This is a genomic window from Kribbella sp. NPDC023972 (genome assembly GCF_040639075.1).
GTDB lineage: Bacteria > Actinomycetota > Actinomycetes > Propionibacteriales > Kribbellaceae > Kribbella.
This window is the reverse complement of the sequence record NZ_JBEZZH010000001.1, coordinates 861254-882114: the sequence shown is the minus strand read 5'-3', so window position 1 is coordinate 882114 and position 20861 is coordinate 861254. Positions and strand designations below refer to the sequence as shown.

The 20861-nt window shown below is 66.8% G+C and carries 23 protein-coding genes and 2 tRNA genes; 13 read left to right on the top strand and 12 right to left on the bottom strand.

Annotation, left to right across the window (positions count from 1 at the left end):
- Positions 1–61 precede the first annotated feature (61 nt).
- Complete coding sequence (locus AB0F43_RS03960; protein ID WP_360470256.1) at positions 62–805, bottom strand: ion channel; 744 nt, start codon at positions 803–805, stop codon at positions 62–64.
- 232 nt (positions 806–1037) lie between these two features.
- On the opposite strand from AB0F43_RS03960, the gene AB0F43_RS03955 reads away from it, so the two are divergent.
- The 6 genes from AB0F43_RS03955 to AB0F43_RS03930 all read left to right on the top strand — a co-directional run bounded on the left by AB0F43_RS03955 (position 1038) and on the right by AB0F43_RS03930 (position 6260).
- Positions 1038–1589 (top strand): dihydrofolate reductase family protein, encoded by a 552-nt coding sequence (locus AB0F43_RS03955; RefSeq protein ID WP_360470254.1) that lies wholly within the window; start codon positions 1038–1040, stop codon positions 1587–1589.
- A 453-nt stretch (positions 1590–2042) separates the two neighbouring features.
- Entirely contained in the window at positions 2043–2201 is a 159-nt protein-coding gene (locus AB0F43_RS03950; RefSeq protein ID WP_360470252.1) for a hypothetical protein, read from the top strand.
- A 77-nt stretch (positions 2202–2278) separates the two neighbouring features.
- On the top strand, positions 2279–2635 hold the full coding sequence (locus AB0F43_RS03945) for a PRC-barrel domain-containing protein (RefSeq protein ID WP_360470250.1): 357 nt from the start codon (positions 2279–2281) through the stop codon (positions 2633–2635).
- 357 nt (positions 2636–2992) lie between these two features.
- Positions 2993–3715, top strand: a complete 723-nt coding sequence (locus AB0F43_RS03940; RefSeq protein ID WP_360470248.1) for an SDR family oxidoreductase — start codon at positions 2993–2995, stop codon at positions 3713–3715.
- Positions 3716–4148: 433 nt separating this feature from the next.
- The gene (locus AB0F43_RS03935) at positions 4149–5138 is read left to right on the top strand and encodes a pentapeptide repeat-containing protein (RefSeq protein ID WP_360470245.1); all 990 of its coding nucleotides are present in this window, start codon (positions 4149–4151) and stop codon (positions 5136–5138) included.
- 519 nt (positions 5139–5657) lie between these two features.
- Positions 5658–6260: a hypothetical protein gene (locus AB0F43_RS03930; protein WP_360470243.1), complete on the top strand. Its 603-nt coding sequence runs from the start codon at positions 5658–5660 to the stop codon at positions 6258–6260.
- A gap of 303 nt (positions 6261–6563) precedes the next feature.
- Here AB0F43_RS03930 and AB0F43_RS03925 read toward each other — a convergent pair whose 3' ends face one another.
- On the bottom strand, positions 6564–6971 hold the full coding sequence (locus AB0F43_RS03925; RefSeq protein WP_360470241.1) for a RidA family protein: 408 nt from the start codon (positions 6969–6971) through the stop codon (positions 6564–6566).
- Positions 6972–7112: 141 nt separating this feature from the next.
- On the opposite strand from AB0F43_RS03925, the gene AB0F43_RS03920 reads away from it, so the two are divergent.
- A complete protein-coding gene (locus AB0F43_RS03920; protein ID WP_360470239.1) occupies positions 7113–7493 on the top strand; it encodes a helix-turn-helix domain-containing protein in 381 nt (126 codons plus the stop codon).
- Between the two features lie 278 nt (positions 7494–7771).
- Here AB0F43_RS03920 and AB0F43_RS03915 read toward each other — a convergent pair whose 3' ends face one another.
- A complete protein-coding gene (locus AB0F43_RS03915) occupies positions 7772–8146 on the bottom strand; it encodes an alpha-isopropylmalate synthase regulatory domain-containing protein (RefSeq protein ID WP_360470237.1) in 375 nt (124 codons plus the stop codon).
- A 1118-nt stretch (positions 8147–9264) separates the two neighbouring features.
- Positions 9265–9338: transfer RNA gene (locus tag AB0F43_RS03910), tRNA-Ile, on the bottom strand.
- Between the two features lie 128 nt (positions 9339–9466).
- Here AB0F43_RS03910 and AB0F43_RS03905 point away from each other — a divergent pair.
- Positions 9467–9610, top strand: coding sequence for a hypothetical protein (locus AB0F43_RS03905; RefSeq protein WP_360470234.1), 144 nt, complete (start codon positions 9467–9469; stop codon positions 9608–9610).
- A 234-nt stretch (positions 9611–9844) separates the two neighbouring features.
- On the opposite strand, the gene AB0F43_RS03900 is transcribed toward AB0F43_RS03905, so the two are convergent.
- The 6 genes from AB0F43_RS03900 to AB0F43_RS03875 all read right to left on the bottom strand — a co-directional run bounded on the left by AB0F43_RS03900 (position 9845) and on the right by AB0F43_RS03875 (position 14749).
- Positions 9845–9917 (bottom strand) — tRNA-Asn (locus AB0F43_RS03900).
- A 124-nt stretch (positions 9918–10041) separates the two neighbouring features.
- Positions 10042–10581 (bottom strand): hypothetical protein, encoded by a 540-nt coding sequence (locus AB0F43_RS03895; RefSeq protein WP_360470232.1) that lies wholly within the window; start codon positions 10579–10581, stop codon positions 10042–10044.
- 492 nt (positions 10582–11073) lie between these two features.
- Positions 11074–11958 (bottom strand): sigma-70 family RNA polymerase sigma factor, encoded by an 885-nt coding sequence (locus tag AB0F43_RS03890; RefSeq protein ID WP_360470229.1) that lies wholly within the window; start codon positions 11956–11958, stop codon positions 11074–11076.
- Between the two features lie 349 nt (positions 11959–12307).
- On the bottom strand, positions 12308–12814 hold the full coding sequence (locus tag AB0F43_RS03885; protein ID WP_360470227.1) for an SRPBCC family protein: 507 nt from the start codon (positions 12812–12814) through the stop codon (positions 12308–12310).
- On the bottom strand, positions 12811–13143 hold the full coding sequence (locus tag AB0F43_RS03880; RefSeq protein WP_360470225.1) for a metalloregulator ArsR/SmtB family transcription factor: 333 nt from the start codon (positions 13141–13143) through the stop codon (positions 12811–12813). Before AB0F43_RS03880 ends, AB0F43_RS03885 begins: the two co-directional genes overlap by 4 nt.
- A 46-nt stretch (positions 13144–13189) precedes the next feature.
- Positions 13190–14749 carry an amidohydrolase family protein gene (locus AB0F43_RS03875; protein ID WP_360470222.1) on the bottom strand — a complete coding sequence of 520 codons (1560 nt, stop codon included), beginning with the start codon at positions 14747–14749 and terminating at the stop codon, positions 13190–13192.
- A gap of 78 nt (positions 14750–14827) precedes the next feature.
- Between AB0F43_RS03875 and AB0F43_RS03870 the strand changes: the two genes are divergently transcribed.
- The 3 genes from AB0F43_RS03870 (at position 14828) to AB0F43_RS03860 (ending at position 17720) form a co-directional block, all read left to right on the top strand.
- On the top strand, positions 14828–15604 hold the full coding sequence (locus AB0F43_RS03870) for a uracil-DNA glycosylase family protein (RefSeq protein WP_360470220.1): 777 nt from the start codon (positions 14828–14830) through the stop codon (positions 15602–15604).
- A gap of 131 nt (positions 15605–15735) precedes the next feature.
- Positions 15736–16599 (top strand): exodeoxyribonuclease III, encoded by an 864-nt coding sequence (locus AB0F43_RS03865; RefSeq protein WP_360470217.1) that lies wholly within the window; start codon positions 15736–15738, stop codon positions 16597–16599.
- Positions 16599–17720, top strand: coding sequence for a hypothetical protein (locus AB0F43_RS03860; RefSeq protein WP_360470215.1), 1122 nt, complete (start codon positions 16599–16601; stop codon positions 17718–17720). Before AB0F43_RS03865 ends, AB0F43_RS03860 begins: the two co-directional genes overlap by 1 nt.
- Before the next feature lie 49 nt (positions 17721–17769).
- Here AB0F43_RS03860 and AB0F43_RS03855 read toward each other — a convergent pair whose 3' ends face one another.
- The gene (locus AB0F43_RS03855) at positions 17770–18270 is read right to left on the bottom strand and encodes a DinB family protein (protein ID WP_360470212.1); all 501 of its coding nucleotides are present in this window, start codon (positions 18268–18270) and stop codon (positions 17770–17772) included.
- A gap of 66 nt (positions 18271–18336) precedes the next feature.
- Here AB0F43_RS03855 and AB0F43_RS03850 point away from each other — a divergent pair, with 66 nt between their 5' ends.
- Positions 18337–19368, top strand: a complete 1032-nt coding sequence (locus tag AB0F43_RS03850; protein ID WP_360470210.1) for an aldo/keto reductase — start codon at positions 18337–18339, stop codon at positions 19366–19368.
- Between the two features lie 64 nt (positions 19369–19432).
- Positions 19433–20158 carry a DUF5995 family protein gene (locus AB0F43_RS03845; protein WP_360470207.1) on the top strand — a complete coding sequence of 242 codons (726 nt, stop codon included), beginning with the start codon at positions 19433–19435 and terminating at the stop codon, positions 20156–20158.
- Here AB0F43_RS03845 and AB0F43_RS03840 read toward each other — a convergent pair.
- Positions 20155–20859, bottom strand: a complete 705-nt coding sequence (locus AB0F43_RS03840; protein ID WP_360470205.1) for a M50 family metallopeptidase — start codon at positions 20857–20859, stop codon at positions 20155–20157. The genes AB0F43_RS03845 and AB0F43_RS03840 overlap by 4 nt on opposite strands.
- Positions 20860–20861: the final 2 nt, after the last annotated feature.

Sequence of the window (20861 nt, the reverse complement as noted above, 5' to 3'; positions counted from 1 at the left end):
CAATTCGTGGCCGACCGCAACGAACCTCGCCACTGACATCGGAAAGCACTACCGGCCTCTTTCAACTCTCAGGCTGACCAGTGTCCTTATCCGCCGCGAGTTCGGTGCGGATGGCCCTCAGCTCCGCCACGAGGCCTGCGACTTCGTCCAGCGTTTCTGCATTGCCCTTCTCGACCGAGCCGATGTGTTCTACGAACCATGACGCCAGGGCGGCAGTGATCGTGCCGACGAGTGCGATTCCGCCGATCATCAGGGCCACGCCGGCGATGCGGCCTTCCGCGGTCGTGGGGAAGCGGTCCCCATACCCGACTGTCGTGATGGTCGTGGATGCCCACCACAGGGCATCGCCGAACGATGCGATGTTGGCATTCTCGCTGTCTCGCTCCGCATCGAGCACGGCCAGGGCGCCGACAAAACCCAGCAGCGCGACGGCGCCCACGACGTACATCGTGGTCTGGCCCCGGAAAGAAAGCGATGCTCGATTCATCCGCGCGAGGGCAGCCACCACCCGCAAGGCCCGCAACGGGCGCAACAGCGGCAGAACCAGGACCACCAGGTCGAGGATGTGCGCCTGGACGAACCGTCGCTTGCTGGGCGCCAGCGCCAACCGCACCAGGTAGTCGACGCCGAACCCGACCCAGATCGCGATGTTTGCGATCGAGCAGGCGCGGACCAGCGCTATCGGCAGGTCAGGGTCGAGGATCGGCCACGCGTACACAACAAGAAAGAGCACGGCGGCAACAGTGAGCAGCCACCCGGTCCGCCGCTCGTACGTCGCCAAGCGTTCTGCATTCGTAGTGACCATGCCGACAGGATCTCGCAGGCGCGTTTCGTTGCTACAACGCTGTCGCGAGGAACCGATGCGACCCATCTGCCGCGCATCTGGTCGTCGCCGATCTTGAATGCCGTGGGCACATGAGGTAGCCAGGTACGAGGAGCCAGGCCCGGTCTTGGACGGTCCCGGCACTGCAGGGGGACGCCGGGCGACCGATGGATCCGCACGTCCGGCCGCGTTCGGGTAGACGGGAGTTCCATCCGTGAGCACGCTGACCATCGACCTCTTCAGCAGCCTCGACGGTTTCGCCGCCGCTGAGGATTGGCCGGGCTACTGGGGCAAGGAAGGTCCCGAGCTCATGGCGTGGCTGGAGGAGACGTTGGCCGAGGACCACGTCATCGTGATGGGCGCGAACACCTACCGCACGATGTCGCAGATTGTGGCCGAGGAAGAGGATCCCACCTTCGCGCGGATGGCCGAGATTCCGAAGGTCGTGTTCTCCAAGACACTGAAACCGCCGTTGACGTGGGCCAACACGCAGGTGGTCGCCGAGGACGCCGTCACGGCTCTGCGCCAGATGAAGGAGGAGAACTCGGCCCCTCTGCGGACGATGGGGAGCATCTCTCTCAACAAGGTGCTGCTTCGCGAGGGCCTGGTCGACACCCTTCAGCTCGTGGTCTTCCCCGTGGTCACCGGCCAGACCGGCCTGCAGCCCATCTTCGCGGACTGGCCCGACCTGGACCTCGAGCTGGTCACGTCGCGCACCTTTGACGGGCGCATGCAGCTGCTCAGATACGTGCCGACCCTGCACTGACCGCTCACGGTCGCCGATCGCTTTGCTCGTGGACGATCACCATCGGCATGCCGCTCGGTGATGGCTGAGAGGTTCGGCAGCCTGCCCTTCAACACCTGCGGAACGCAGCCCCACCAGCGCACCCTTGCTCGCTTCCTCACGCTAAGCCGCCATTGCCCCGATCCGGCTAGCGCTGCCCGGCTTCGTGGACGCCGGTACCGAGTTGTGGCTCGCCGGACCTACCGGCACGGAGCCTTGCCGCCCCGACCTGTTCCACGGTGCTTCGTAGCCCCGGTTGGCGCTGGTCACCTGCATCGGCTCGTACAACCACTCAGCGCGTCGCTGCACCCATGACCTCGTCAAGCTGGCTGAAGGGATCGAGCGGCGTGAATGCGACGTACCCACAGACCACGGCAGCGCTGCCGATGCGTGGAAGCGGGTACAGGTGACTCAAGTTGCGAAAGGAGGCCTGTCATGTCGACACCTTTCCCGCAGGACCCCGATGACCCCACTGGGCCGTTCCCGGAGCCCGACATCGACCCCGACATGCCGGCGCCCGATCCGGACCGAGAGCCGGACTTGGATCCCAACCCGGACCTGCCCGGCCGGCCAGACGCCGACCCGCTCGGCTGAGGGCAGACCTGACGTCCCTCAGGTGAACTCCCCCTGCCACCGCTTCATCCTGTACGCAACGGAAGGAGGGATCAACGATGACAATGAGCGCATTTGATCCCTGGAGTTACCGGCCCGACACCGGCTACTCGTCCGGGCTGGACCTGGTCGGGTACAAGATCGCGGCCCTCGACGGCGATATCGGCAAGGTCGACCAGGCCACCTACGAAGCCGGTGCCTCCGGTCTCGTCGTCGACACCGGACCGTGGATCTTCGGCCGCAAGGTGCTGCTGCCAGCCGGCGTGGTGGACCGCGTCGACACCGAGGAGCGCAAGGTCTACGTGGACCGGACCAAGGAACAGATCAAGGACGCCCCCGAGTACGACGAAGACGCTGGCATCAACGACGACTACCGCACCCGCCTCGGCGGCTACTACGGCGACACCTACCGGTAACCCCCCAGGACCGCTGGCCTCAGCGATCCACCGTCGACCCGCCGCCGGAGAGATGGCTTGCTGAGGCCAGACCTGTGCACTCCGTCAAGTGTCGTCGCCTTCGCGTGAGCCTCAAGCCAAGCCCGCGGAGTGGGCCACCTCACTGGACGTCTCTCGGTCGTCGATCACGAACACGCCGTTGACCCGCGACTGAAGAGCCCCGTCATCGTCCCGCCGCCGCCGAACGAGTTCACCCGCTCGCTGCGACCCCGCGCAATCCCCGCCACGTCAAACGCCGCTGTATTCGATGGTGAGAATGGTGTCCTCCTTCGCGCCGACCTCCGGACGCGGACCAGGACTCTACGCCGAGGATGACGAATGACAGACCGCGGGAAGATCGCGCTGGTAACCGGCGGCAACAAGGGCATCGGCTTCGAGGTGGCCCGGCAGTTGGCCCAACTGAATCACCGGGTGGTGATCGGGTCGCGCAACGAGTTCCGCGGCCGGACAGCGGCAGACAAACTCCGGTCCGAGGGTGCAGAGGCGTCGTACGTCGTCCTGGATGTCAGCAACCCGGATAGCGTCGCGACAGCGATCCAGCTGATCGACCAGCAGCACGGACGGCTCGACGTGCTCGTCAACAACGCCGGCATTGCCCAGCCCGAGGGCCCGCCGAGCGAGGTAGCACTGGACGTCCTCAGGCGGACCTATGAGACCAATGTGTTCGGTCTGGTCGCCGTGACGCAGGCTGCGCTTCCGTTGCTGCGCAGAGCCGATGCCGGACGGATCGTGAACCTGTCGTCCGGGGCTGGGTCGCTGGCGGTCACCAGCCGACCGGACTGGCGACCGGAGTGGAACGGTCTGGCGTACAACACGTCGAAGTCGGCGGTGAACGCGGTGACCGTCGCTTTCGCGATCGAGCTGCGGGAGACGCCGATCAAGGTCAACGCGGTCAACCCCGGCTACACCAGGACGGACATGTCACCCGACGCCGACCGACCGGTCGCACACGGCGCTGCCGTCGTGGTCCGGTACGCGGCCCTGCCTGCTGACGGACCCTCCGGCGGTTTCTTCGACGAGAACGGCCCGATCCCCTGGTAATGCTCAGCACCTTGCAGGTGGCACGAACGGTACCCAGCGCGGCTTCCGACCGGGAATGTGATCCAAGCAGATCCAGAGCGCGCGCCGACGGGCCGCGGGACGCGCCTTCGGTGCATGCGGGCAAGCCCTAGCCTGCCCGCATGAAGAGCGGTTCGATGAATGGCATCCGCAAGTAGTACCGGCCGCGATGCTGCATTTCTACGACCGACTGGCAGAGTCACAGCCTCAAGCAGTTGCTGCCTATTCGGCCGCCGGCGATCCGGCTGAGTCGACGGCAAACGGATTAGAAGGCCGCTGGACCGCTGCGGCGGGGGTCGACTTGAGCCCCTCAGAGGCCATCATGAGCTCGAATCTCATCGACTCCAGCAACTAGCGAGCTCGGCGCATCTGCGCGACACTTGAGCGACCAGTTCACTGGAGAGCGGGTCCGTCCATGACAACCGTGTTGGCAGCAGCCTCCCCTTCTCCAGCCGTCACGATAACCGCGTTCATCGTAGCCGTCATTGGCGCAGCCGCGACCTTCGTCATTGGACTTCTGAACTACCGGAGCCAGCGCCAATCTCTGCGTTGGCAGAGGGATTTTCGAGAACACGAGATAGACCTCATACGATCAGCGCAGGCAACTGACCGGTTCACGAGGGCAATCGAACAGCTGGGGAGCCAGATCCCTCATGTCCGGATGGGTGGGATCTTCGCGCTGGAACGGATGGCTCGGGATTCACCCAGCGATCACGCATACATTGTTGACACGCTGGCGGCATTCATTCGCGAGCGCCTGCCAGCCGCCGAGGTTGGCGACGGCGGCTATGTCAAGATCCTGCGACTGCGAGCGCCCGATGCGCAGGCCGCCCTGACCGTCCTCTGTCGTTCGCCCTTATCCGACGAGCGTGTCTCCTCGGGCATGACCGGACTGCTCGACCTGTCTCGTACGGATCTTCGCCGTGCCGACCTGCACAATGCGCGGCTCGATGGTGTCAGCCTATGGGGGACGAGACTGGAAGGCGCCAATCTTCGTGAGGCTCACTTGGAGAATAGCGATCTGAATGAGGCCAACTTCGGCAGGTTCCAAGAAGACAGCAAGTTGTACCGGGCCGGTGCAGACCTGAGCTTCGCCAATCTGACCGGGGCGAAGCTCAGTAACGCGCACAACTTGAATGTCGCCTTGAAGAAGGGTGCAATTGGACTGCCCCTCACGCGCGGTCTCATCGCCGCCTGGTGGGACGCCCTGCCGCCCGACTTCCAGCAGCACGTCCGCAAGCACCGCCACAGTCGCCTACCGCAGGACATCATCGACAGCCTCAATGAGCATGGACTCTGGCACCACGACGCCGACACTCGACCCACCGGCGGACCCGAGGCTCTCGGCGTGTCGTTGCCCCCGCCGGTGCAGCAGTACCTTGATGAGATCCACGCCCCGACGTGACTGCTCAACAGCGTGCCAACGACGGAGGACAATTGTTGAGACCGAAATGGATATCTGGTCTGTCTCGCCGGTGATCCTGGGGATCAAAGGGCGCATACGGCCTGGTAACCAGCCCTCTGGGCGTCAGGGACGTCACTTTTGGAAGGGCTGCTGGCCCCATCTAACTGACACCGTTTGACTCCATTTCGCACCGCGATTGATCCCGCGGCCTGCCGCCTCACCGCGGCCACCGACGCCGCCACCGCGCCCTGGCTGCCCGTTCGAACCGAACGAACCAACGCCGAACGGTTCACCACCCCCACCACACCCGCAATCCTCAACCTGCCTGCCGCCGCCTGGATCAACCGGCCCAGCCAAGAAACCCAACAAAACAAGGCGCTTCACGCGACCGCTGGGTAACTCCCGCCGGCCGCTACCATCTTGACAAATTCCGCGCCGACATGTCTCAATCAACTGTGTAACTCGGCTGCGACCAAGTGTCCTTTCTTTACTGTTCCATCACCATCACGGGAGCGCGGCATGGGTCCATTCAACCGAAACATCATCACTAACGTTGACATCCAGAATCTGCTCGACCCCGACGCGGGCACTCCTAGGACACTTGAGTCGGCGCCACCTGCCGGAGACATCCCCGTTGCTTCTGCCGCTGGTGCCGCGGCTACTCCGGCAGCGCGGGCCGATGGTTCCCCGGCCCCTCACGCAGCGCCGGGCGTAGCTCCGGCGGGTGGTCCAGGCGCAGTCAAGGTGCCGACCGCCGATGATTACCTGACGAAGCTCCTGAAGTACGTGCCTATTGAAGTGCTCGGCGCATACCTATTCGTTGAGGGCCTGATAACCGCGAATGTGGAGGAGGGTTCCGACGCCCTGCAGAGGTGGCTCTTCTGGACTCTTGTAGCCGCGATCATTCTGACAGCCGTCTATGCGAGGACGGTCCTCAACATTGTCCGAGGTTCACAGATCGCCATGGGTGCCGTTGGCATTGCCGTCTACGTGTTCGCTACAGGTGGATGGTTTGCAACCACCAGTTGGTACGAAGACTGGTTCTCGGGCATCGCACTCGTCTTGTTTGCATTCTTTGTGGCCGTCATCAAGTTGCCAGCCCTGCCGACAGACAGCGAGTAGCGGGGTGGCGCACCTGCGGCCAACCGTGGGTCAACGCCGTCCGGGAGAGGGCGAACCCGTTCGGTGCAGATCCGCTGGAGCCGGTGGATTGAAACAACCGTGGGAGCAGGCGACGCCTCCGGAAGTCCAAGACGGCCAAGCACCTGAGGCCGGCCCTGAGCACTCCAATTAGCGGCTGCCGGCGCGCTCGTGGTCGGAGCCGCGGTCGCGGCGGCCGAGGCGGTCGAGCTGGTGCTGAGGCTACGCAAGGAACCGGCGAACCAGAGTTGGCTACTTCGGCGTTCAGCGAGCGAAGGTGTCGGTTCAGTCGAGGATCGCGGTGGCTTCGATCTCGACCAGGTGGTCGGGAACGTCGAGTGCCGCAACGCCTATCAGCGTGGTCGGCGGGGTCGGGGTGACCCTCAGCTTCGCGGCTGCCCGCGAGATCCCTTCCAGGAGCGCAGGCATCTTGTCGGGAGTCCAGTCGACGACGTAGAACGTCAGTTTCGCGACGTCGTCGAAGGAGCCACCGACCTCTGCCAGGGCGGTGGCCACGTTGAGGTAACCCTGCTCGACCTGGGCAGCGAGGTCACCTTCGCCGATCGTGACCCCTTCGGCATCCCATGCGACCTGCCCGGCGATGAAGACCAGCTTCGACCCGGATGCGATCGACACCTGCCGGTAGACATCGATCTTGGGTAATCCGCTGGGGTTCACAAAGGTGATGGCCATACTGCGTACCTCCTCGTCCTGAGCGCCGCGGGCTCGCGTCCGCCCGATCAACACGCTCGTACTCTCTTGTGGTTACTGAGAAACCGTAGGAGAGTGACCGGTGAGATGGAAGAACGCACTTTTCAGTGACTGGAGAACCTTATGGTGACCAAGCCGTTCACCGGCTCGCCCGAGGATGCGGACTTGGCGCGTGCGGACTCCTTGGCGCGGGAGATCTTCTCGGACGTCGCCAACAAGTGGGCATTCCTCATCGTCGAGGGTCTCGGTGATCGCACGCTGCGATTCAGCGAGCTTCGGAAAGAGATCGAAGGCATCAGCCACAAGATGCTCACCCAGAACCTACGCATGCTGGAACGCAACGGCCTGGTCGAGCGCACCGTGTACCCCACCGTCCCACCGCGGGTCGAATACACCCTCACCGAGCCGGGGCAGGCTCTGCGAGCGACAGTTGACGGAATGTGCGGCTGGACCCGCCGGTACCTAGGTCACATCGAGGCCGCCCGCCGAAGCTTCAACGCCTGACCTCCGCGGTCAACAGATGCTCAGAGCGCGAACCAGCCGAAGCGCTCAATCACAGGTGCTGCCGACCGAGCTCAACAACAGGTACTGAGTCGAGATGTCGCCGCCTGGCGCAGTTCCAACCCAGGTGACCGCAGACCTTGACAGTGCGGGCAATCTCGGGCGGTTGCTGACCCGTCGCCCGAACGCAGCCGTCAGCACGCACATCCGGATCGGGCCAGCGACGGAACGCGCGGCGCGGCGGCGCTCGCGCTCATCGGACCACGGTCATCTCGCTGGGCTCAGCCTCGTGCCGGCCGCTTCGCGTTGTACTGGTTGAGGGCCGCGACGAGGGCAAGCCCGGCGGCCTCCACGACATCCGTGGACGACGCCCGGACCGCAACCCTGCGGCCCGGCAGCTCCACCTCGAGCTCGACCTCTCCGACAGCCTCGCTGCCCGGGCCGACTGAATAGGCCCGGAATGCGACTACCCGCGCCTCCACGCCCGTCGTCTGCGAGATCGAATGGCACACCGCGTCGATGAGCCCGGTGCCAGAACCCTCAGCGTGCACCTGTTCCCCAGCCCGGGAGAGCTTCACGTTGGCGCGCGGCCCGTCCTGCGTGCCCCCGGAGTACGTGATGGCGTCGAGCTGCCAGCCGGTGGATGGCTCCGTCATGCGATCCCCCTTGATGTCCAGCAAAGCCAGGGTCGGTACTTTCCCCGAAAGCATATTGCGCCCGGCGCCCTAAGCCGGAGCACCATCCTCTGGTTCGCATGACGCATAGCCCGACGGTTTAGGAATCCGACCAATGGTCGCCGGCGCGCGTGCTCGGCTATGGGTCTGCCGGAGAGATTGTCGACGAGCCGCGGCGTCGCTCGCCTTCCTCTTGACGCGGTCACGAGCCGTGCCGCCACGAGTAGCGCACCGCGACTGATGAGCCAGCAGTTGCTTCGGTGACCGAACTCAGACTGTCCGACACGTCGTAGTTGCCCATCCGCAGGCGCCCGACCACGTGCGGCTGGAGATCCTCATCGGAGGTGCGGTAGCTCGCGCGTCGACTTCCGCGCTGTCGGCTTAGCTGGCGTTGGTCTCGGTGGCACTCGAGTCGGTGTGGACCTGGCGGCGCGCTGGTCTGCCTCTGATCACCATGCCGTGTATACGCGCGGCGTCGCCGTCCCTCCGCCGGGATGCCCCAGGCGGCTGGTCGCTGTGTGTACGTTGGAGCCCGCGTTGATCAGTCGGTCGCGTTGTAGTGGCGATGATGCTTCAGTGTGCACTGGATTCCAAGACGTTTCGCGAGTCTGGCATACCGCTTGGGGCTGTACGGAAGGCTGTCATCAGGAACGGGGAGTAGATGAACCCGTTGGGGTCGAAGGTGACGGTGGCGGCCGCGGCACGTTCTCTCGCTCTTGCTCCTGGCGGTCGAGGATCGAATCGGGCTCCGCGCCGAGGATGACTCGACGTTGCTGGCGCGTCTTGGTGTCCTTCGGCATCGGCGCAGCTCGGAGTAGAAGGTGTCGAGTGTCTCGATGTCGAGCCGCGCGAGCTGTGTCGAGCCGAGCAGACTGGCGCGGGTGTTTCGGATTGCGCTTCTCATCGACCAGGTTGAGCAGCCGGGTTGGCAAGCGAGCCAGAGGGCTGGCGGCGAATGGAGCCTCGCTGACGATTCGACTTGGGAGACCGAGCTCCATGCGCAGACCGTGACATGAGGGATGGCACGAGCCATGGCAGGTGGGTTCGTCTGAGCCTCGGCCAGACGGCGCAAAGTGCCTTTGACCTGCGGTTTTGTGTTGTAGGGCGGGTGGGACTCGAACCCACGGCCAAAGGATTATGAGTCCTCTGCTCTAACCGGCTGAGCTACCGCCCCGTGTGCGGAGATGTTATCTGGTTCGGGTGGGTGGGGAGGGAAACCAGGGGTGGGTCAGGGGTCTGACTGAGGAGGCGGGTACGGCGGAGCGGGCATGATGGAGGCAGGTCCCGACGAAGGGAAGACCGATGGGTTGGTTCATATTCCTCGTGCTCGTGGTGGGCGCGATCGCGGCGTACAAGTATCGCGTCCCGCTGATCGCGAAGCTGACGGGGCAGCCGCAGCACCGTATCCAGCGAGCGATCGACCGGCGGAAGGACAACAAGCGCTGAGTACACGCTCCTGATTTCAGGTTGGGCTTTGACTGCGGGATGCCCGATGTCGGGCTGCTCGCCGACGACGGGTCAGAGTGCGTCACAGGGCGTGTGAGTCGACGATTCCGCAGACACTCAACAGCCTCAGCCTCACCGGCTGAGGCTGTTCGCTCTTCGGCTTCAGCGTGGGCCCCGGCGTACGGCGGTCTGACATGACGAAAGCCGGTTTCGTGTGGAAACCGGCTTGGATTGCTCCCGCGACTGGACTCGAACCAGTAACCTGCCGGTTAACAGCCGGCTGCTCTGCCAATTGAGCTACGCGGGATCGGTGTGAATCGTGCCCCCGATCCCGAGGACTTGAGTAGGTTAGCAGGCCCGGGGCGAACCACAAAAACGGGATTCCGGGGCAGGGATCTTGGCTTCCGGGGCAGCTTTGGGGCGGGTGACGGTCAGATGCCGAACTCGTCGCGGACGGACTTGAGGGCGGCTTCGGCGGCGTCGACGATGCCTGGTTGGTCAGGCTCCAAACCCTTGTCCAGAACGAAGTTCCAGGTGACGGGGGCGTCGGTGGCCGAGGGATTGCGGCGGCCGACGATGCGTACGCCGCGCTTGCCGGCGAGCGGGACGTGGCGTTGCACGACGATGCTGGCGTCGATGCGTTCGCGGAGGAGCTGGCCGAAGCGGCCGGGGTCGTCGATCTTGAGCTCGGTTGCGCGGAGGGGCGTGCCGAACTCTGTGGTCTCGTAGATGTGCATCACCGACGCTTCGGAGTCCCAGCCGGCGCGCTCGATCTTCTCCCAGCCGACGCGGCGGAGTGCTGCGGGGGAGTCGGCGGGGAGGTAGACGGCGGCGCGGGTGCCCGCGACCCAGTTGCCGTCGGTCAGCTGTACCGCGGCGAGGATGTCCTCCTTGCCCCCGCCGGTGTGCTTGGAGGTGGCGGTTACTGACTCGGTCAGCTCGCGGGGCCAGGAGGTGCGCCTGAGTCTCACGCTCCCATCATTCCAGTTGGGCCAAGGGGTGCGGCTGCCGCTGTCGCCGCGGTTTGTGCGGGTAGCTCCCGTTCGGTGCCTTGCAGGCCTGCTTTCGGGTGGTCGTCGGCGGCCAGGCAAGGCACCGAAACGGGAGCAGTTGGGGTCGGGGCAGCGGTTCGGCTGGGGGCGGTGGGGTGGGCGGATGGGGTGGCGGTGGGTGTTGGGCTGGGGTGGGCGGATGGGGTGGCGTGGCGGTTATGGGGGACGGGGGGCGGGTTGGGATTGGTGCGGCGGGGGCTGAGGTTGGCGGTTGGGGGTGGTGGGCAGGGGCTGGCGTCCGGCGGATGGGGTTGGCCAGGGGCGGGCTGGCGTCCGGCCGCTGGGCCGGAGGTCGGCGGGTGGTCGTGTCGGTCGGTGGGAATGCGGTTCAGCTGGTTGGGGATGGCGGGAGTTGGTGTCCGGCGGTTGGGCCGGAGGCTGGCGGGTGGGGTGTGGTTGGCGGATGGGTGGTTAGGCGGCGTAGTCGCGGAGGTGGGGGGTGGCTCGGCGGCGGAGGTGGCGGAGGGCTTCTCGTTCCAGGGTGCGGACTTCGGCGGGGGTGAGGTTGAGGGCGATGGCGGTTTCGTCGGGAGTGGAAGGGGTGTGGCCGTTGAGGCCGTAGCGGTGGTGGATGACTTGGCGGTGGAGGTCGTCCAGGAACTGGAGGTGGTGGGCGATGTCTCGGCGGAGGGCGGCGCGGAGTACGACCGACTCGTCGTCGATCAAGAGTTCTGAGTCGTCGAGGTCGAGGGTTTCGGGGTGGACCCGCCACGCGTGCGCGCGCTCGACGCGGGCGACGGTGAGGCCGGATGAGGTGGCCAGCTCCGGGACGGTGGGTTCGCGGCCGAGGCGTTGGGTGAGGTCGTGCCGGATCGCGGCCAGCCGGCAGGCGTCGGCGTACGCCTGGGCCGGCATGCGCACCAGGCGCGACCGGTCCGAGATCGCGCGGCCGATCGACTGCTTGATCCACCAGATCGCGTACGTCGAGAAGCGGTGACCCCGCCGGTGGTCGAATCGCTCGACCGCGCGCATCAGGCCGATGTTGCCCTCCTGGATCAGGTCCAGGAGCGAGATGCCCTTGCCGGTGTAGCGCTTGGCGAGCGACACGACCAGCCGCAGGTTGCCCTCGATCATCCGCCGCCACGAGTGCTTTCCGAGGGCGACCACCTGCTGCAGGTCGGCGTGGTCCGGCCGGCCTGGGTCACCGGCCAGGCGTTCGGCGGCCAGGAGTCCGGCTTCTATCCAGTACGAGTGCTCGTTGACCTCCTCCAGGGTCAGTAGTTCGTGGTGTCCGATGTCGCGCAGGTAGGCGACCAGTGCGGTGACGTCGGCGGGTTCACAGTCGAGTTCGGCCATCCGTTCCCCTCTCTTCGACAAAGAGAGTGCCGTGATCGGGGCAGCTCGAACGCACTGACTTTCCGTCGGTGGATAACTACCACAGGTCACCGGACCTGCCCCTGTGGATGAAGGGGATCGGGGGTCTGTGCCGATGTACGATGCCCGGCCGCGCTCGCAGGTTGAGCTCGTACGGCGTGAAGGCAAGGCCTGGCTGGATGTGGCGCCGAGCATGAGAGGGGGCGGGGCCGGGCAGATTCACGACGGGGGCGGGGCTGGGCATGCCCGGACCCCGGTGGACGGCGGCTCGGCGGTGGACGTGCGCCTCGTACGGTCGAGCGGCGCGTGGTCGTCGTCCAGGCTGCTGCGGTTAGGTCCAGGCTGGGTAGGTGGGGGCTAGTTCTTCGTAGCGGGTGGACCAGTTGGGGAGGGGCGTGCCGGAGACGTGGGCTTCCAGGCGGTCCAGGAAGGCGTGGGTGCCGGGGATGAAGCCGCGGGCGTTGGTGGGGGAGAGGCCGGTGTGGGTGAAGGTGAGGAGGGTGCCGTCGCCGTCGGGAGTCAGTTCGTAGCGGACGATGCTGTTTTCGACGATGCGCTGGTGCCATTCGTGTTCGAGGACGTGGGGTGGGTCCCAGACGAGGATGCGGCCGGTCAGCCGTTTCGCGTCGGGGGCGGCGGGTGGTTCGTCGGGCATCATCTCGATGGTGCCGCCGGTACGCGCGTCGATGGTGGTCTCGCCGAACCAGGCCTTGCGCTCCGATGGGTCGGTGAGCGCGGCCCAGACGGCCGCGATCGGGTGCGGCAGGTGGCGGCGGAAGGTCATGGTCGCGCGGTCGCCGTCGATGGTCAGCTCGCCATGGCGGTCGTGGGTGGTCATTCGGTGGGCTCCTTCTGCGTCTGGTTCTGGGTCTGGGCTAGGTGCTGCTCGAGGGCGTCGAGGTGGCCCGGCCAGTACTTGCGGTACTGGCTGATCCAGTTCTCGATCTCGATCAGGCGGTCGGCACGGAGGGTGTAGATCCGGCGCTGACCGTCCGGGCGGACGTCGACGAGGCCGACCTCGCGGAGGATCCGCAGGTGGCGCGACACGGCGGGTTGGGTCAGCCGGGGCAGGTGGTCGACCAACTCACCGGCTGGTCGTTCCCGCTCGGCCAGCAGGTCCAGGAGCTCCCGCCGGCTGGGTTCCGCGATCGCCTCGAACACGTCCATGACCAGAAGTATTACAGAAGGCGTATATACACTACAAGTAATACGTTCAGGCGTAGCTGCGGAGCTCGGAGAGCAGGCCGTTGTGGAAGGGGTTGGTGTCGACCTGGTCGAACCAGCTGGGACCGGTCATCAGAGGTTCCAGCGGGGGAACGGTGACCGCGGGGGGTGTGGCGGCGGTGGGACCCCGGCGGCGGACATCGGTGTCGAGCTCGGGAGCCGGCATGTCGGGGAGGAGGACGAAGGTGTCGTCGGTCCCGAGGTTCATCGGGCCGTCGCCAGTCACCAGGGCGTTGAAGCCGGCGCTGTCGGCGGCGGCCAGGGCGGCGAACGTTGCGGCGGCTCGGTTGGCGGCGGCTGAGGGGTTCTTGCGGATCTCTTCGAGTTCGGTGAGGACCGACTTCCAGGTGATGGAGGGGTCGCCGTAGTCGATCGATCGGGACAGACGGCCGACCGAGATCGTGGTCGCGGCCGGGGCCAGGAGCTTCATCAGCGAGCGCAGGCCGTACCGGGCGCGCCCGCCGACCACGACCAGCCGGATGTCGGGTTCGGTCGCCTCGATCAGGTTGCGGTGGACGCCGGCGTGCTCCCGTCGTACGACGATCAGGTCGGCCAGAGCGCCTCGCTCGATCCGGCCGAGCGGGTGCGGCCAGACGCCGGACAGCGCCTCGCCGGGGTTGGACGTTGCCAGGCGCACCAATTCCTCGTCTGTGAACACCCGCGCCGGTTGGGCTTTGTTCCAGAGATCGGCGACCTTCAGCTCCCACAGGACATTGCGGGTGCCCGACGGCGCCCAGTCCGAGCCGATGCACAGTCGTACGCCGGCCTCCTTCGCCGCGGCCACGTCGGCGGTCGCGCCGTACAGCCAATAGTTCGAGAAAGGTGACCAGACCAGGCTCGAATTGCCGGACTTCATCCGGGCGAAATCGGCCGCGGTCAGCGCCCCGCCGTGAATGGCGACCAGTTGCGGGGTGACCACGCCGACCTCGTCGAGCAGTTGGAACTCCTTGCGCAGTCTGGGATCCGACCCCTCCGCCGAATGCGCGATGAATCCACGGCCCTGCTGAACGGCGGCGACGTACGGCGCCAGCGCTTCTTTGCTGTCGGCAACCAGTGTGCTGACCCGGATGAAGTCGTCGCGGGTGCCGAGTTTCTCCGAGTCGACGTTGCGGATCAGGTCGTTGTCCGGCGGTACGGCGCCGCGCGGGTTGCCCTGGATCGAGGTCGTACCGCCGACGATCGCCCGTGTCTCGACGTACCGGAGCAGGGCGCGGCCGGCCGCGGCCCCCAGCAGCCGGGCCGGCTGGCTGATCTGCGAGCTGTACGACGGTGCGCGCCCCCACTGGTTGTGGGAGGTCCACGGAACTGTGCGCGAAGGTTCAGTCCACAAGGGCAGACTGTTGTACATCAAGTGATTGTGCAGATCGATCAGGCCGGGATAGATGAGCCCGCCGGCGGCAATCCGCGGTGCGTCCTCGAAACCGTCCGGTTCGGCGTCGGGCGGGGTGACGGCCGCGATCAGTCCGTCGTCACCGACGTACACCGCACCCTGATCGAGCACTTGCCCGTCCGGTCGCATCGTCACCACGGTTCCACGCAGTACGAACATGGTCCCTCCCGTTTACAATCCCCGTGCCGCCCTGTTCACGAGCGTAGGTCAGGAATCGCTGAGGAGGGGGTATTGACGATGGCTGATTTCGATCCCGGCCCGCCGGCCGCGGTGGCGCGACACTTCGCGAAAGTGCCCAGTTATGCGGATTACCGAAAAATGTTCTGGCACGACTGGGGTCCGGTGTTCTATCGCGGGCGGCTGAATCGCACCGCGAGGTTGCTGGCGATCGCGTCCGATCCCGGCCCGACCGAGCGGATCGCCGGCCGGACGCTGGTCGGGGACGCCGGGCAGCGCGTGCAGGGGTTCCTGACCAAGCTCGGCCTGACGCGCAGCTACACGCTCGTCAACGCCTACGCGTATGCGTTGCTGCCGTCGCGTGCCCAGCAGGCGGCGCCGCTGCTGTCCAAGCCCGAGCACCTCGCCTGGCGCAACACGCTGCTGGAGCTGATCACCGGTCCACAGTTGCAGGCGATCGTCGCGTTCGGGTCGCAGGCACGATTGGCGCTCAGGCTGTGGGAGGGCAGTCCGGAGGTGCCGGTGTTCGAGGTACCGCATCCGTCGAGCCGAAGCCCGAAGGTTCTGGTGGACAGCTGGCGGGCGGCCGTGACGGAACTGCGGACCATCGTCACGCCGGATGCCGACGGCGATCCGTCGGTGCCGAACTACGGCCCGAAGTTCCTCGAGTCCGACTACGCGCGGATCCCGGCCCGCGACCTGCCGTTCGGCGTACCACCGTGGCTGGGTGACGATGCCTGGGGTCGCAAGGACAAGCCGAGGCACAACAACTGCGTGGAACGCCCGTCCAGCGACCTCCTCAACACCCTGGTCTGGCGCGCACCCAGGCTGGAGTGAGCCGGTCGAAGAGCTGAAGGCGCGCACCCAGGCTGGAGTGAGCCGGTCGAAGAGCTGAAGGCGCGCAACCAGGCTGGCGTGAGCCGGTCGAAGAGCTGAAATGGTCCATGCCGGGGTCTACCGTGGGTCGGGTGCGAGTAGCGACCTGGAATGTGAACTCGGTCAAGCAGCGGTTGCCGCGGTTGCTGGGCTGGTTGGACGAGCGGCAGCCGGACGTGGCGTGCCTGCAGGAGACGAAGCTCGCGAACGACGCGTTCACCGAGTTGCTCGAGGACGAGTTGACCGCGCGCGGCTACGAGACGGCGATGCACGGCGAGGTGCAGTGGAACGGTGTCGCGCTGCTGTCCAAGGTCGGGCTGGAGGACGTGGTGACCGGCGTCGCCGGTGGCCCCGGCTTCCCGAAACCCGAGGCCCGCGCGATCGCGGCGACCTGTGGGGGCATCCGGATCCACTCGCTCTACGTGCCGAACGGGCGCGTGCCCGACTCGGATCACTACCGTTACAAGCTCGCCTGGCTCGCGGCCTTGCGTGAGGTCGTCGCCGCCGGTCCGGCCGATCAGATCGTCTGCGGCGACATGAACATCGCGCCGACGGACGCCGACGTCTTCGATCCGGCGGCGTACGTCGGCCAGACGCATGTGACCGCGCCGGAGCGGCAGGCACTGGCCGAGCTGATGTCGGCCAAAGGGCTGCACGACGTTGTCCGCGATCGCTGGCCCGACCATCGGATCTTCAGCTACTGGGACTACCGGGCCGGCATGTTCCACCAGGATCTCGGCATGCGCATCGACTTGATGCTCGCGACGGAGCCGGTGGCCGACCGGGTCAAGGCCGCGTGGATCGATCGCAAGGCGCGCAAGGGCACCGGGCCGAGTGACCACGCGCCGGTCATCGTGGACCTCGACGTCGCCCCGGACGGCGATATCGGTCCGGTCGTACCGCCGCCGTCCGCGCCACGGACCGGCCGCAAGACCAAACTCCCGCAGAACCGCTGATGCGTCGCCTAGCCGCCGCGGTCGCGGCCGTGGTCCTGGCGTCGCTGGCCGCCTGCAGTGACGACAAGACGTCGGCACCAGCGCCCGTCGCCTGGACCAAGGTCGACGTCGGCGCGGAGCCCGTCGTACTCACGGAGTACGGCGATCAGCTCCTGGTCGGCCTGCGTGATCGGGGTGCCAAGGTGGTGCCGCAGCTCGTCGTCCTCCACAACGATCAGCGTCAGAAGGTCGCGGTCAAGCCGTCGCCCACCAGCCCTTACGCGTTCGAGGCGATCTGGTACTCGATCGCGTACGACGGCAAGCAACTGCTCGCGCTCGGCGGTGCATCCGGTGGGGCGCACTCCAACACGCGCTGGACGGTGTGGACGGGCACGATCGACGGCGGGCTGATCGAGAGGCCGCAGGAGTTCAACACGTTCGGCGGACAGACCGCGGGCGGGTTGTACTCGGTCATCATCACGCCGAGCGGCCGCGCGTTGCTCGGCTCCTGGGGCGGTGTCGAGACGGGGAACGACGGCGCGGTCTGGCTGCCGCAGGGCGACGCCAAGTGGATCCGGCAGGACCCGGCGAAGACGGCCTTGCAGAGTACGCCGTCCCTCCTGGTCGGACCCAGTTACGGTACGGCGCTCGGCGACAGCATCATCCTGGTCGGCTCGCAGGTCCGGCTCGCGCCGAACGTGGTCGCGCAGGAGGCCGCGGTGTGGCGATCGACCAAGCTCAACCAGGGCTGGAGCCGGATCGCGCTGCCCGATCCGGGCAACCGGAGTCAGGCGATCTCCGCGACCTGTACGACGTACTGCCTGATCTCCGGGTACGTCGACGGGCAGCTCGCACTGTGGCAGCTGGACAAGGACGGGACCGCCAAGCGACTGACCGGCGTACCGTCGATCCCGGTCGGGGACAAGGACAAGCTGCCGCCGCCGATCGTCGACGGCGATCGGATCGTCCAGGTCGTTGCTCAGGACAACAAGGTCAAGGTGGTCAGCGGCCGTGACGGCAGCTGGACCGTGCAGAACTCAACCGGCGACGCCGAAGGCCCGGTGACCGACGCGGCGATCACCAAGGACCGCAAGCTCTACCTGATCGCCGGCACTAACCTCTGGCAGTCCACGCTCAGCTAACCAGACCACGCTCAGCTGAACAGAACATTTCCAGCTGAGTAGACCGGTTTCAGCTGAGCAGGCCCTTCAGGTACGCCGCCTGGCCCACATGCTCGAGGTCGTCGCCGATCACGCTGACCAGCCGCACACCCAGCGTCACGGGCGGGGTCCAGCGCCGGTCGACGATCCGGTCGAGCCCTTCGTCGGTCACTGTCTTCAGGTACTCGATCGTGCGCACGTGGACGGCGTCGTAGTACCCGATCAGCTGCTCGGCCGAGAGTTGCACCTGCGCGACATGGTCGGACGTGTGCCCGTACCCGGTGTCGGTCGGGTCGAACGGCAGCCCGAGCCGGTCGTACCACCCGTCGGCGGTGAGGACCTGCTCGTACCCACCCGCGTCGGCGAGGTGGTCGTCCTGGATCCGGGTCAGGTGCCAGATCAGCCAGGCGATCGAGTTCGCCGTGTCGTTCGGACGGGCCGCGAGGGTCTTCTCGTCGAGCCCGTCGACCACCGCATGCACCTCCTCCTGAATCCGGCCGTACGCGTCGATCAGCAGTTCACTGGTGTCCATGCTCGCCAACCTAGCGCGCGTTCCCGACAGTTCTAAGGTGGTCGGTACAAGAAAGAGGGAGCAACCGTGGAATATCGCACTCTGGGCCGTAGCGGCGCTGTCGTGTCCACGTACGCGCTCGGCACCATGACGTTCGGCAACGAGACCGACGAGGCCGGCTCGCACGCGCAGCTGGACCGGTACGTCGAGGCCGGGGGCAACTTCGTCGACACCGCGGACGTGTACTCGGCCGGCGTCTCCGAGGAGATCGTCGGCCGCTGGCTGGCGAAGAGCTCCGCCCGCGACGACGTCGTCCTCGCCACCAAGGGCCGGTTCCCGACCGGCGACTCGCCCAACGACGTCGGCACGTCCCGCTGGCATCTCCGCCGAGCCCTCGACGCGTCCCTCAGCCGCCTCGGCGTGGACCACGTCGACCTCTACCAGTTGCACGCGTGGGACCCGGTCACCCCGCTCGACGAAACGCTCGGCTTCCTGGAGGACGCCGTACGCGCGGGCAAGATCTCGTACGCCGGACTGTCCAACTTCACCGGGTGGCAATTGCAGAAGGCGTGCGACCTGATCGACCGACGTGGCTGGTCCCGGCTGGTCACGCTGCAACCGCAGTACAACCTGCTGGTGCGGGAGATCGAGTGGGAGATCGTCCCGGCCGCGCAGGACAACGGACTCGGGCTGTTGCCGTGGTCGCCGCTGGGTGGTGGCTGGCTGACCGGGAAGTACTCGTTCGACGAGGAGCCGACCGGCGCGACCCGCCTGGGCGAGAATCCGGACCGCGGCGTCGAGTCCTGGCATCGCCGCAGCCGCAACCAGCGCGTTCGCGAGGTGGTGGAGGCAGTTCGTGAGATCGCCGCGGCCCGGGGCATCTCCATGGCGCAGGTCGCGCTCGCCTGGCTCGTCGACCGGCCGGCGGTCACGTCGGTCATCCTCGGCGCCCGCACCCTCGAGCAGCTCGACGACAACCTCGCCGCGGCCGACCTGCACCTCACCGAGGACGAGACGGCGAAGCTCGACGAAGCGAGCGACCCCGGCGCAGCCGACTACCCGTACGGCGGACCCGGTATCGCCCAGCGCGGTCGGCCGATCTCCGGCGGCCGGGCCTGACCTCAACTGCCTGCCGGAGACACCAGCCGCTCTCCGGGAGGCGCCGACCAGTCCAGGAGACCCGATGACCGATGGCATTTCCCGAGTTGTCGCCCGGATGCAGCAGCGGCTGGACGAGCTGCCCGCGGAGTTCGACCATCGCCGCATCTTTCTCAGCACCTACCTCCGGACCACGCAGGCCGTCGGCGTGGCGATCGAGCAGGCACGCTTCGAGGACGCGGAGTGGGTTGAGGAATGGGACGTGAAGTTCGCCGAGCTCTACCTGGACGCGCACGACGCAGCGCAGAACGCGGCGCGGCCGTGGCGGCTCGCGTTCGATGCGCCGGCGGACCTCCCACCCCTGCTGCATGTTCTGCTCGGAATCAACGCCCACGTCAACTACGACCTGCCGCAGGCGCTGCTCGCCGTGATCAGTGACGAGGACTTCACGGATCCGCAGCTGATGGAGCGGCGTCGTCGCGACCACGAACGTATCGACGGCGTCCTCGCGCAACGGGTCGCCGCCGAAGACAACGCGCTGGGCGGTGCCAGGAGCCTGCTCGACCGAGTCCTCACCCCGCTCAACCGGCTCTCGTCGCAGCGGTTCCTCCGCGAGTCCCGGCAGAAGGTCTGGCACAACACCGCCGAGTTGCAACGCGCCCGGCTCGAAGGCCCAACGGCGTACGCGAATCGGCTCGCCGAGCTGGAACTCCTGAGCGCGGCCAAGATCGCGGACCTGCTCCGCCCAGGTCAGGTGCTACTCCGGCTCGCGATCACCGGCTTCGGCGTAACGCTCCCACCGCCGGCCTAGCCGGGCAGGACCCCTGACCACACCATTCCGAGCGCCAAGCACCCGAGCGTCACCAGGCCGAAGAACCCGACCCACATCAGCGCCGGTACGCCGGTCAGCCGCCGGAGTTGATCCGCGTCGGAACTACGCCCGCCGCCACCTCGGCGCGAGTGCTGCAGCTCGAGTACGGCGCGCGGCGCGGCCAGCAGCAGGAACCACGTCAGCAGATGTGCGAACGCGGACTGCACATCCGGCGACCCCCACCAGGACACGGCGAAGACGACCGCGCCGAAAACGACGACCGACCACAGACCGTAGAGGTTGCGGATCTGCAGCAGCAGGATCACCAACGCGAGCAACAGCCCCCACAGCAGTGCGACGGCGTACCCACGGCTGAGCACGAAAGCGGCGGCCAACCCGAACAGCGCCGGCCCGGGATAGCCGGCCAGCAGTACGGCGATCATCCCCGCGCCGGTCGGATGACCACGTGACACCGTGACCCCGGAGGTGTCGGAGTGCAGCCGGATTCCGGCCAGCTTCCGGCCGACGAGCGCGGCGATCAGCCCGTGCGCACCCTCGTGTGCGATCGTCACCACCTGCCGCGTGTGCCGCCACAGCGGCCGCCACGCGATCAGCAGCAGCGCGGCGATCCCGGTGCCGATCACCACCCGGAGCGACGGCTCCGGCTGCACCGACGTCAAGCTGTCCCAGACCTCGTTCACCA